17 protein-coding genes and 1 pseudogene are annotated in these 10,989 nt (G+C 61.9%); 14 read left to right on the forward strand and 4 right to left on the reverse strand.

Annotation, left to right across the window (positions count from 1 at the left end; translation table 11 throughout):
• The 13 genes and pseudogenes from IB243_RS25545 to IB243_RS25605 form a co-directional block, all read left to right on the forward strand.
• A pseudogene (locus tag IB243_RS25545) lies at nucleotides 1-126 on the forward strand (elongation factor Tu); the annotation flags it as partial.
• A 28-nt stretch (nucleotides 127-154) separates the two neighbouring features.
• Nucleotides 155-466: a 30S ribosomal protein S10 gene (gene rpsJ, locus IB243_RS25550; protein WP_005796953.1), complete on the forward strand. Its 312-nt coding sequence runs from the start codon at nucleotides 155-157 to the stop codon at nucleotides 464-466.
• Between the two features lie 215 nt (nucleotides 467-681).
• Complete coding sequence (gene rplC / locus IB243_RS25555; RefSeq protein ID WP_192429933.1) at nucleotides 682-1,356, forward strand: 50S ribosomal protein L3; 675 nt, start codon at nucleotides 682-684, stop codon at nucleotides 1,354-1,356.
• The gene (rplD, locus tag IB243_RS25560) at nucleotides 1,356-1,976 is read left to right on the forward strand and encodes a 50S ribosomal protein L4 (RefSeq protein ID WP_010467171.1); all 621 of its coding nucleotides are present in this window, start codon (nucleotides 1,356-1,358) and stop codon (nucleotides 1,974-1,976) included. The genes rplC and rplD overlap by 1 nt, the downstream gene beginning before the upstream one ends.
• Nucleotides 1,973-2,287 (forward strand): 50S ribosomal protein L23, encoded by a 315-nt coding sequence (gene rplW, locus IB243_RS25565; protein ID WP_010467173.1) that lies wholly within the window; start codon nucleotides 1,973-1,975, stop codon nucleotides 2,285-2,287. The genes rplD and rplW overlap by 4 nt, the downstream gene beginning before the upstream one ends.
• Nucleotides 2,288-2,289: 2 nt before the next feature.
• Nucleotides 2,290-3,114 (forward strand): 50S ribosomal protein L2, encoded by an 825-nt coding sequence (rplB, locus tag IB243_RS25570; protein WP_010467175.1) that lies wholly within the window; start codon nucleotides 2,290-2,292, stop codon nucleotides 3,112-3,114.
• Between the two features lie 10 nt (nucleotides 3,115-3,124).
• On the forward strand, nucleotides 3,125-3,400 hold the full coding sequence (rpsS, locus tag IB243_RS25575; protein WP_010467177.1) for a 30S ribosomal protein S19: 276 nt from the start codon (nucleotides 3,125-3,127) through the stop codon (nucleotides 3,398-3,400).
• A gap of 9 nt (nucleotides 3,401-3,409) precedes the next feature.
• A complete protein-coding gene (gene rplV / locus IB243_RS25580; protein ID WP_007847806.1) occupies nucleotides 3,410-3,742 on the forward strand; it encodes a 50S ribosomal protein L22 in 333 nt (110 codons plus the stop codon).
• Between the two features lie 15 nt (nucleotides 3,743-3,757).
• Nucleotides 3,758-4,639: a 30S ribosomal protein S3 gene (gene rpsC, locus IB243_RS25585; protein WP_010467178.1), complete on the forward strand. Its 882-nt coding sequence runs from the start codon at nucleotides 3,758-3,760 to the stop codon at nucleotides 4,637-4,639.
• Nucleotides 4,640-4,641: 2 nt separating this feature from the next.
• Entirely contained in the window at nucleotides 4,642-5,058 is a 417-nt protein-coding gene (rplP, locus tag IB243_RS25590) for a 50S ribosomal protein L16 (protein WP_010467180.1), read from the forward strand.
• Nucleotides 5,059-5,074: 16 nt separating this feature from the next.
• Nucleotides 5,075-5,269 carry a 50S ribosomal protein L29 gene (gene rpmC / locus IB243_RS25595; RefSeq protein ID WP_010467182.1) on the forward strand — a complete coding sequence of 65 codons (195 nt, stop codon included), beginning with the start codon at nucleotides 5,075-5,077 and terminating at the stop codon, nucleotides 5,267-5,269.
• 9 nt (nucleotides 5,270-5,278) lie between these two features.
• Nucleotides 5,279-5,548, forward strand: a complete 270-nt coding sequence (gene rpsQ / locus IB243_RS25600; RefSeq protein WP_010467186.1) for a 30S ribosomal protein S17 — start codon at nucleotides 5,279-5,281, stop codon at nucleotides 5,546-5,548.
• A 155-nt stretch (nucleotides 5,549-5,703) separates the two neighbouring features.
• Entirely contained in the window at nucleotides 5,704-6,213 is a 510-nt protein-coding gene (locus tag IB243_RS25605) for a peroxiredoxin (RefSeq protein ID WP_010467187.1), read from the forward strand.
• Between the two features lie 144 nt (nucleotides 6,214-6,357).
• On the opposite strand, the gene IB243_RS25610 is transcribed toward IB243_RS25605, so the two are convergent.
• The 3 genes from IB243_RS25610 to IB243_RS25620 all read right to left on the reverse strand — a co-directional run bounded on the left by IB243_RS25610 (nucleotide 6,358) and on the right by IB243_RS25620 (nucleotide 9,419).
• Nucleotides 6,358-7,947 carry a reverse transcriptase family protein gene (locus IB243_RS25610; RefSeq protein WP_192429934.1) on the reverse strand — a complete coding sequence of 530 codons (1,590 nt, stop codon included), beginning with the start codon at nucleotides 7,945-7,947 and terminating at the stop codon, nucleotides 6,358-6,360.
• A gap of 247 nt (nucleotides 7,948-8,194) precedes the next feature.
• Nucleotides 8,195-8,686: a GNAT family N-acetyltransferase gene (locus IB243_RS25615; protein WP_057225640.1), complete on the reverse strand. Its 492-nt coding sequence runs from the start codon at nucleotides 8,684-8,686 to the stop codon at nucleotides 8,195-8,197.
• A 46-nt stretch (nucleotides 8,687-8,732) separates the two neighbouring features.
• The gene (locus IB243_RS25620) at nucleotides 8,733-9,419 is read right to left on the reverse strand and encodes a cytochrome b/b6 domain-containing protein (RefSeq protein ID WP_192429935.1); all 687 of its coding nucleotides are present in this window, start codon (nucleotides 9,417-9,419) and stop codon (nucleotides 8,733-8,735) included.
• Nucleotides 9,420-9,579: 160 nt separating this feature from the next.
• On the opposite strand from IB243_RS25620, the gene IB243_RS25625 reads away from it, so the two are divergent.
• Complete coding sequence (locus tag IB243_RS25625; protein ID WP_010467195.1) at nucleotides 9,580-10,035, forward strand: cytochrome c; 456 nt, start codon at nucleotides 9,580-9,582, stop codon at nucleotides 10,033-10,035.
• 333 nt (nucleotides 10,036-10,368) lie between these two features.
• Here the strand turns inward: IB243_RS25625 and IB243_RS25630 are convergent, their stop codons facing one another.
• Entirely contained in the window at nucleotides 10,369-10,872 is a 504-nt protein-coding gene (locus tag IB243_RS25630) for a TlpA disulfide reductase family protein (RefSeq protein WP_010467197.1), read from the reverse strand.
• Nucleotides 10,873-10,989 lie beyond the last annotated feature (117 nt).

Here is a 10,989-nt window from a genome sequence, read left to right on the forward strand (position 1 = left end):
GGTGACAACGTGTCGATCACTGTGAAGCTGATCAACCCCATCGCCATGGAAGAAGGCCTGCGCTTCGCTATCCGCGAAGGTGGCCGTACCGTGGGCGCTGGCGTCGTGGCCAAGATCCTCGCGTAATCTGTTCTGAATTGCACAAGGAATCGCCATGTCCAAGCAAAAAATCCGCATCCGCCTGAAGGCGTTTGACTACAAGCTGATCGACCAGTCCGCTGCCGAGATCGTTGACACCGCCAAGCGCACCGGTGCGATCGTCAAGGGCCCCGTGCCCCTGCCGACACGCATGAAGCGTTTTGACATCCTGCGCTCGCCACACGTCAACAAGACGTCGCGCGACCAGCTCGAAATCCGCACTCACCAGCGTCTGATGGACATCGTGGACCCAACGGACAAAACCGTTGACGCCCTGATGAAGCTCGACCTGCCCGCGGGCGTGGACGTCGAAATCAAGCTGCAGTAATGGCTGTTGAGAAGCCGGTCTGACCGGCCTCTCTGCGTCAGAAATAACGCGAACTTGCTTGAAAAAGCAGTTCGCGTTATACTTTAGGGCTCCGCTCAATTTGCGCCTGTGAAAAGGCATGAATTGAGCGAAGTTTTATTAACCTTCTTTCATGCACGCGAGTGCAAACGCTGCAGCCAATTGAAGTTGTAGCGGTGGAAGTTTTGGAGAAACAAATGAGTCTGAGCAACTCCCTCGGGTTGCTGGGTCGCAAAGTGGGCATGATGCGTCTGTTCACCGATGATGGGGACGCAGTGCCTGTCACGGTGGTGGATGTGTCCAACAACCGCGTTACCCAGATCAAAACCCAAGAGAACGATGGCTACGTGGCCCTGCAGGTCACGTTCGGTTCGCGCAAAGCATCGCGCGTGACCAAGCCAGAAGCCGGCCACCTTGCCAAGGCAGGTGTGGAAGCCGGTGAAATCATCCAGGAATTCCGCGTGACTGCCGATACCGCTGCCCAGTACCAAGCTGGCGCATCGGTGGCTGTGACGTCCGTGTTCTCCGTGGGTCAAAAGGTCGACGTGCAAGGCACCTCGATCGGTAAAGGCTACGCCGGCACCATCAAGCGTCACAACATGAAGTCGCAGCGCGCGTCGCACGGTAACAGCCGTTCGCACAACGTGCCCGGCTCCATCGGTATGGCGCAAGATCCAGGTCGCGTGTTCCCCGGCAAGCGCATGACGGGCCATCTTGGTGACGTCACCAAGACCACGCAGAACCTCGATGTGATCCGCATCGACGAAGCACGTCAACTGATCTTGATCAAGGGTGCAATCCCGGGCGCCAAGGGTGGGTTCGTGACCGTGCGTCCCGCAGTCAAGGCCAAACCTTCCAAAGGAGCGAACTAATGCAGCTCGAACTCCTGAATGACCAAGGCCAAGGCGCATCCAAGCTGGATGTTCCAGAAACCGTGTTCGGTCGTGAATACAACGAAGATCTGGTTCACCAGATCGTGGTGGCCTATCAGGCCAACGCACGCCAAGGCACTCGCGCCCAGAAGGATCGCGAGCAAGTCCGTCACTCGACCAAGAAGCCTTTCAAGCAAAAGGGTACGGGTAACGCACGTGCAGGTATGACCTCGTCGCCACTGTGGCGCGGGGGCGGTCGGATTTTCCCGAACATGCCTGACGAAAACTTCACGCAAAAGATCAACAAGAAGATGTACCGCGCCGGCATGTCTGCGATCCTGTCGCAGCTCGCCCGTGAAGGTCGTCTGGCTGTGGTCGATTCGCTGAAGCTTGACTCGCCCAAGACCAAGGTCCTGGCCGACAAGTTCAAGGCGATGAATCTGCAATCGGTGATGGTGATCGCCGAGGAAGTGGACGAAAACCTGTACCTGGCATCGCGCAATCTGGTGAACGTGCTCGTCGTCGAGCCACGCTACGCCGATCCCGTGTCGCTGGTCCGTTTCAAGAAAGTGCTCGTCACCAAGGGTGCAATCGACAAACTCAAGGAGATGTTCGCATGAGCACACTCAAGTTTGACGAAGGTCGTCTGATGCAAGTGCTGGTCGCTCCTATCGTGTCCGAAAAGGCCACCATGGTTGCTGAAAAGTCCAATGCTGTGACGTTCAAGGTGCTGCAGAACGCAACCAAGCCAGAAATCAAGGCCGCTGTGGAATTGATGTTCAAGGTCGAGGTCAAGGGCGTCTCTGTGGTGAACACCAAAGGCAAGACCAAGCGTTTTGGCAAGACCATCGGCCGCCGCGACAACGTTCGCAAGGCTTATGTCACGCTGCAGCCTGGTCAAGAGCTGAACCTCTCTGGGGAGGCCGCGTAATCATGGCTGTCATCAAGATGAAACCCACTTCGCCCGGCCAACGTGCCGTGGTGAAGGTCACGCGTGACCACCTGTACAAGGGTGAAGCGTACGCCCCCCTGCTGGAACCACAATTCCAGAAGGCCGGCCGTAACAACAACGGTCACATCACCACCCGCCACAAGGGCGGTGGCCACAAGCACCACTACCGCGTAGTGGACTTCAAGCGCAACAAGGATGGCATTCCGGCCAAGGTTGAGCGCATTGAGTACGATCCAAACCGTACGGCCCACATCGCTCTGGTGTGCTATGCCGACGGCGAGCGTCGTTACATCATCGCTCCCCGCAACCTGGAAGTGGGCGCAACCCTGCTGTCCGGTTCGGAAGCCCCGATCCGCGCTGGCAACACGCTGCCTATCCGCAATATCCCCGTGGGTTCGACCATCCACTGCATCGAGCTCAAGCCCGGTGCCGGTGCACAGATCGCTCGCTCGGCCGGTGCTTCGGCAACGCTGCTGGCCCGTGAAGGCGTCTATGCCCAGGTGCGTATGCGCTCGGGTGAAGTGCGCAAGATCCACATCGAATGCCGCGCCACCATTGGTGAAGTGGCCAACGAAGAACATAGCCTGCGCCAATTGGGCAAGGCCGGTGTGAAGCGCTGGATGGGTATTCGCCCAACGGTTCGCGGCGTTGCCATGAACCCAGTGGATCACCCTCACGGTGGTGGCGAAGGCCGCACCGGCGAAGGCCGCCATGCAGTCGATCCTTGGGGCAATCTGACCAAGGGTTATCGCACCCGTAACAACAAGCGCACACAGATCATGATCGTGTCGCGTCGCAAGAAGTAAGGGGTAACAGATGACTCGCTCTCTTAAAAAGGGTCCATTTGTTGACCATCACTTGCTGGCCAAGGTCGAAAAGGCCGTCGCCACCAAGGACAAGAAACCAGTCAAGACCTGGTCGCGTCGCTCCATGGTTCTGCCCGAGTTCATCGGTCTGACCATTGCCGTGCACAACGGCAAGCAGCACGTACCTGTCTATGTCACCGACCAGATGGTGGGCCACAAGCTGGGCGAATTCGCCCTGACGCGCACCTTCAAGGGTCACCCCGCTGACAAAAAAGCGAAGAAGTAAGGAACGACCATGTCTGAAACACGTGCAGTCCTCCGGGGCGTCCGTCTGTCGGTCGACAAGGGCCGTCTGGTCGCTGACCTGATCCGCGGCAAGAAGGTGGACCAGGCTCTGAACATCCTGAACTTCACGCAGAAAAAAGCTGCGGGAATCGTCAAGAAGGTTCTGGAGTCGGCCATCGCCAACGCCGAACACAACGATGGCGCTGACATCGACGAACTGAAGGTCAAGACCATCTACGTCGAACAAGGCACCACGCTCAAGCGCTTCACCGCGCGCGCCAAAGGCCGCGGCAACCGCATCAGCAAGCCCACGTGCCATGTGTACGTGACGGTTGGCAACTAAAGGCTCGGGAAGACTATGGGACAAAAAATCCATCCTACCGGCTTCCGCCTTGCGGTCAGCCGCAACTGGTCCAGCCGTTGGTACGCCAGCAACCGCGATTTCGCGGGCATGCTGGCCGAAGACATCAAGGTGCGTGAGTACCTGAAGGCCAAGTTGAAGAACGCGGCTGTGTCGCGCATCCTGATCGAGCGTCCTGCCAAGAACGCCCGCATCACCATTTACTCGGCACGTCCTGGTGTGGTGATCGGCAAGAAGGGTGAAGACATCGAGAACCTCAAGAAGGAACTCGCTGCTCGCCTGGGCGTGCCTGTTGCAGTGAACATCGAAGAAGTGCGCAAGCCTGAAATCGATGCCAAGCTGATTGCCGACAGCATCACGCAGCAGCTCGAAAAGCGGATCATGTTCCGCCGCGCGATGAAGCGTGCCATGCAGAACGCCATGCGTCTGGGTGCCCAAGGCATCAAGATCATGTCGTCCGGTCGTCTGAACGGTATCGAAATCGCTCGCTGCGAGTGGTACCGTGAAGGCCGCGTGCCACTTCACACGCTGCGCGCCGACATCGACTACGGCACCTCTGAAGCCAAGACCACCTATGGTGTGATCGGCGTCAAGGTCTGGGTCTACAAGGGCGATACGCTGGGTCGTAACGACCTGCCTGCCGTGGAAACCCCACGTCCAGACGAAGAACGCCGCCCACGCGGTCCACGCCGTGATGGCCGCCCAGGTGGCGACCGTCCAGGCGCAGGCCGTGGTCCACGTCGTCCTGTCGGTGGCAACACCGCACCGGCCGACGGCAGCGACAAGCCAGTGGAAGCTGGTGGCGCTGATAACACCGCCGTTAAGCGCGTACGCAAAGTCGCCGCGCCCGCTACAGCAGCGGACGGAAAAGGAGAATAAGTATGCTGCAACCTGCTCGCCGCAAGTATCGCAAGGAGCAAAAGGGCCGTAATACCGGTGTCGCAACGCGGGGTGCCTCCGTTGCGTTCGGTGATTTCGGTCTGAAGTGCACCGATCGTGGCCGTCTGACGGCCCGCCAGATCGAAGCTGCACGCCGTGCGATTTCCCGTCACGTCAAGCGTGGCGGCCGTATCTGGATCCGCGTGTTCCCGGACAAGCCAATCTCTACCAAGCCCGCAGAAGTGCGTATGGGTAACGGTAAGGGCAACCCCGAGTACTACGTGGCCGAAATCCAGCCCGGCAAGATCGTTTTCGAGATCGTCGGTGTGCCCGAAGAACTGGCCCGTGAAGCGTTCCGCCTGGCTGCTGCCAAGCTGCCGCTGCGCACCACGTTCGTCAGCCGCCTGATCGGCGCGTAATTCAGGAGAACAAGCAATGAAGACTACTGAACTGCGCCAAAAAGACGTCGCCGGCATCGAAACCGAAATCAAGGCGCTGCAAAAGGCCCATTTCGGCCTGCGCATGCAAAAGGCTACGCAGCAATTGGGTAACACCAACACGCTGCGCACCACCCGCCGCGATATCGCCCGTGCCAAGACCATTCTTGCTGAAAAGCAAGCCGCCAAGTAAGGAGCCCACATGACGGAACCTAAAAAATCCCTCAAGCGCACCTTGGTTGGCAAGGTGGTCAGCGACAAGCGTCAAAAGACTGTGACCGTGCTGGTCGAGCGCCGTGTGAAGCACGAGCTCTACGGCAAGATCGTCGGTAAGTCGAGCAAGTACCACGCCCATGATGAAAAGGGTGAGTACAAGCTGGGCGACACGATCGAAATCACCGAGAGCCGTCCGCTCTCCAAGACCAAGAACTGGGTTGCTACCCGCTTGGTGCAAAAGGCCGGCCTGCTGTAAATCAGCACCATGCTGCCCCGGGGCCAAAACCCCGGGCGGCAAAGCCCTTCAAAACGACCCACAATGTGGGTCGTTTTGCTTTGTGGGCCACACTTTTATGGCCCTGGGCAGTTCGCTCTTCCATCCCCATTCATCCCAATTTAAGGAGATAAGCAATGATCAAAGTCGGTGACACCCTGCCAGCCAGCACACTCATGGAATATTCGGAAGTCGAGGGCGAAGGCTGCAGCATTGGCCCGAACCCCGTGCCTGTGGACAAGGCCACGGCCGGCAAGACGATTGCCCTGTTCGCGTTGCCCGGCGCCTTCACCCCAACCTGCTCGGCCAAGCATGTGCCTGGCTATGTGGAAAAGGCCGCTGAGTTCAAGGCTGCAGGTGTGGATGAGATCTGGTGCGTGAGTGTGAACGACGCCTTCGTGATGGGCGCCTGGGCACGGGACCAGAAGACCGATGGCAAGGTCCGCATGCTGGGTGACGGCGATGCCACCTTCGCCAAGGCCACCGGTCTGACGCTGGACCTCAATGGCAAAGGCCTGGGCCTGCGCAGCAACCGTTATTCGATGCTGGTGCGCGATGGCAAGGTGGTCACGCTCAACGTGGAAGCCCCGGGCAAGTTTGAAGTGAGCGACGCCGACACGCTGCTCCAGCAAGCCCAAAAGGCTTGAGTTCAGTGCTACAGGCTGCGGCGAGTGGGTCCCCGCGATTTCGGGGCGCTCTGGCTTCGGCAGGCCGCCGGGGTCGCCATTGCCGTGGCGGGCGTTTGCGAAGCCGCCCGGCAACGCGATCCCCGGGAAGGTTTTGAACGGGTTCTAAGCCTCGTTTGAAAATCGGATGGCGTGGAGCAGCCGCTGCAGCTTTGCGCTGCGCGTCGGCGCCAGCCATTGGCTGGCCCATTGGATCTCACCTGCCAGCCGGGCCCGCTCGCTGATGTTCACCGGGGGCTGTTGGGCCAGCCGGTGCAGGCGGGCCTTGAGGGTGTCGAACTGGGTGCGGCTGTAGTTGGTGCGCTGGTTGACCACCAGGCCCGTCACATACTGCCGCTGGTGCGCGGGCATCACGCGGGTCTTGTCCGCGCGCAGGGTGAATCCTTCGTCTTGCGCAATGGCGGTCACCCAAGCACGAAAGTCCACCCACTGGCGGTGCAGCAGTGCCTTGGGACCCGAGAACACCAGGTCATCGGCATAGCGCGTGTAGTGCGCGCCAAAGTGCTCTGCCAGTGCGTGCAGCCGCAGGTCCAGTCCGAATGCGCACAGATTCGCCAAGGCTGGTGATGTGGGTGCGCCCTGCGGCAAATGGGATTGCTTCAGGCGGGCACCGATGGTGTGGCGCTGCGCGATGGCCTCAGGAGGGATGGAGGTAGCTTCCAGCAACCGGTCACGGACGGCCTGGGGAGTGCGCGTGGTGGTCAGCCGCGTCAGTAACTCGGCGGCAGGGCGGCCGTGGCCCAGTGCCCGCCATAGCGCGCGCACGCGCGTGGCAGTGATGCACGTGAAGAAATCAGCCAGATCAAACCGGATCACCACGGCCTGGTGGGTATGAACCTGTGCATGGCTACCCACGCTGCGGCCACGCACAAAGCCATGGGCGGCCTCGTGCACAGGAACACCGGCCAGCAGGCTGTCCAGAATGCGGCGTTGCGTGCTGGCCAGGCGCGGGCGGGGCGCCTCCAGCAGGCGCAGCCCGCCGCTGGGCTTGGGCAGCAAGCGATAGCGATACTGTGAAAGGGGCAGGGCATGGCGCCCGTTCTGGCGTTCGCGCCAATGCGCATGCTCGGGCGCGAGCCACAGCAGGTCGTCCAGCGAAATGACCAGGGCCTCGGTTACGTCGGTGGCGGTCGCGAGCACCGGAGCGGTGCTGTCGCGGCCCTTCCATGCGGGCTGCGGGCCTGCAGCGGCAGGGCGCAGCAGCCAGTGCAACGTTTCACCGGCACGCACGTTGGCGGCCCAGGTGCGGAAAGCCCGGGCGAGTTGGGGATCAGGCCATTGGTGCACAGGCAGGGCGGGCTCGGCGTCTTCATCACCTTCGTCCGCCAGATGGCCCCAGGCATCCTGCTCTTCTGCGTCCTGGCCGCAGTTCGCCGTAAGCGCCTGCAGGGCGGAGCCGTTGCGCACCCCCGCTTTGCGCCACCAGATACCCCAGCACAGCCAGGTGGCCACGTCCTCGGGCTCCAGCCGGGCCCATTCGGGGTCGGACATGTTGGATAGGCGGCGCAGCTGCTCGGACAAAGGCGCGGGCAGTGGATCGGGGCTGTCCGCCGGGGTGGTGCGGCCACCCAGGCAGGCACCCGCGCGCGCGGACAGCGCCTGGAGGGTGTGGCGTTCCGGCTCCCGGGCATCGGCCAGCACGGCCATCGCCAGCGCCTTGGCCAGCGCGCGTGTGCGGGGTGAAATCTTCTTCACGAAGCAGCGAAGTGTAGGAGGTTGGCCCGGTGCCAACCGGCGGGTTGGGCGCGAACATCGCGCCACGGGTGGCGGGAGGTTCGTGCGCCGCGATGGACGCTTTGGAAGACAACACCGTGGGGCTGCCCCACGGCTCGAACCTGATGAACAGGCTCGAAATGCTTGGCACCGGGCGACCGCAATTCTATGGGTGCTACAAAAATAGTAGCTATTGACGCAATGCCAATAAGCGCCAGGCCCAAAAAACTCAAGAAATATCGACCTTGAGGTAGTGCGCGCCCGCAATGGGGTTGTGGTAGTAGGGCGGGATCTCTTCAAAGCCCAGGTCGGTGTACAGCGCGCGCGCCGACTCCATGTCGTCAAGCGTGTCGAGCAGCACACAGGCGTAACCCGCCTGGCGGGCGCGGTCGAGCATGGCCTCGGCCAGCTCGCGGCCCAGGCCGAAGCCGCGAAACGCCTTGCGCACATACAGGCGCTTCATCTCGCTCGCATTGGGGTAGTCGGCGGCATCTAGCGGGCGCAGGGCGCAGCAGCCTGCGATGGCCCCTTCGACCTGTGCCAGCAGCAGCGCGCCGCGCGGCGGGCCGTAGTCGCCGGGCAGGCCCGCGAGTTCATTTTCAAAATCCTGAAAGCACAGGTCCACGCCGAGGGTGTCGGCGTATTCCCGGAAGATATCGCGGACCGCATCCATCTCGGCAGGCGAGGTGGGGGTCAGCAGGGTGACGGAAGGCTTGTCCAAAGCGCAGCAGTGAAAAACGGCGGAAAGAGCAGTGTAGCCAGTCCGGTTAGAACCCCGCAGCGGCCGTCCCCAGCGACGATACCCACCAGGCCAGAGCGGCACTCAGGGCCAGCACCACCAGGGCCACGGCGCGGCTGGCCAGATCGTCGCGGGATGGCGCAGCCGGCGCGGGCAGCACCTTGTCGCCATGCAGCATGGGCCGGACGAGCCGCTGGCGGCGCACCAGCACATAGAAAGCGATGGCGAGCAGGTGCAAGGCGACCAGCCCCAGCACCAGGTACTGGCCAATTTCCTTGTGATAGCCCGTGGCCTGGCCGACCACCGCGTTCGAGACGAAACGCGTGAGCGGGCCCGCGAACGCGATCTCGTCATCACTGAGCAGCCCGGTGCCCACCTGGGCCATCAGCACGGCCAGCAGAGCGAAGACCGACAGGGCGCCCAGCGGGCTGTGGCCAATGCTGTCCTCGGCGTGGGCCGAGCCCCGCAGATACCGCAATACCCGAACGGGCGAATACAGAAAGCTCGCGAAGCGCGACCAGCGCCCGCCAATCAGGCCCCAGACAACGCGGAACACCAGCAGCGCCAACACACCGTACCCCAGCCGGAAATGCCATTCCATGGCGTTGCCACCCAACTTGGCGGTAACGACCAGGGCCACGATGCTGGCGGCCAGGGCCCAATGGAAGATACGGGTGGGAAGGTCCCAGATGCGGGTGGTGTGCTGCTGCGTCATGGTGGTGGGGGCCGGGGGTGTGGGAAGGGCAGATGGCCGCATTGTGAAGGAGGCTGGGTAAACCCGAAAGGGTGCCGCCGCTGCGAAATTGGCGGTAAACCGGCATACTCCCTGCGGGTCAAAAGGTTTTTGTCCACCCCACGAAAAAAGGAAACTCCCCATGAAAGCACTTGCCGCGTTTGTCCTTGCCGCCGCCACGCTGACCTTGTCCGCACCGGCCTCCGCCCAGTTCGCCAAGGCGGAAGACGCCATCAAATACCGCCAGAGCGCGTTGTTCGTGATGGGCCAGCATTTCGGGCGACTCGGGGCCATGGCCAATGGGCGCATCCCCTTTGACGCCAAGGCGGCACAAGAAAACGCAGACGTGGTGGCCCAGATGGCCAAGCTGCCTTGGGCGGGCTTCGGCGCCGGCACCGACAAGGGCGCGCCCACCAAGGCGCTGCCTGAAATCTGGACCGAACAGGCCAAGTTCAAGGAACATTCCGACAAGCTCGAAGCCGAATCGGTCAAGCTGGCCGCCGCCGCCAAGACGGGCAGCCTGGACAACCTCAAGACGGCCTTTGGCGCCGCAGCAGGCACCTGCAAAGCCTGCCACGACAACTACCGCGCGAAATAGGGTACATCCCCCTGAGCGGCTGCGCCGCTCGGTGCTGGTCGCCATAGGCGACAGCTCTTCGGGCCGTCCAAGCCTGCGCAGGCAGGCTTGAAGCCGCGGCCCTTCTCTCTGCGCGCTACGCGCTCCGGGAAGGGGGACGACGCCAGCGCACGCAAGCGAAGCGCCGCCCACGCGGCTTGGCGGCCCATGCACGGCGTCCGCTGGTCTGGGCAGCGCCAGTTGCAGATGCCATTTTCAATATTGATAGCTGCTGGCGCTTGTCGCATAAGCGGAAAAGGCCGATTTCATGAGAAATCGGCCTTTTGTCTTTGGAAGGACTGAGGGGGATGCGGCTCAGGTCTCGGCCAGCAGTTTCTCGATGAGCTGGTGCAGCTCGGGGAAGTTGGGTGCGCCCACATAGGTCTTCACGATCTCGCCGCGCTTGTTCACGATGAAGGTCGAGGGTGTGAGCCGCACATCGCCCCAGGCCTGGGCCACCTTGCCGGTGTTGTCGATGGCCACCTGGAAGGGCAGCTTGCGGGTTTCGGCAAAGTTCACCACGTAGCTGGGTGGGTCGTAGCTCATGGCGACGGCCAGGGTGTCGAAGCCTTTGCCGTGGTATTTGTTGTAAGTGGCCACGATCTCGGGCATTTCGGCCACGCAGGTGGTGCAGCTGGTGGCCCAGAAATTCACCAGCGTGACCTTGCCGTGCAGATCGGCCGTGGATTTGCTGGAGCCGTCCAGCAGCACAAAGGTGGATTCCGGTGCCGCAGAGCGGCCCGTATCCAGGTACACATAGGCGCCCACGGCCGCAAACGCTGCCACTGCCACACCTGCCGCCCAATGTTTGATCGCCATGACTTCCTATCCATCCAGAACTGTGGGCCGGGCCCCCGCCGGCAAGGGCCGGACACCGCACCGAAACCCGGCTGTAGCCGAGGCCTCGATTGTCGCAGCATGGTGGATTCCCGTGGC

It is taken from the genome of Acidovorax sp. ACV01 (assembly GCF_014851495.1).
Taxonomy (GTDB): Bacteria; Pseudomonadota; Gammaproteobacteria; order Burkholderiales; family Burkholderiaceae_C; genus Acidovorax; species Acidovorax radicis.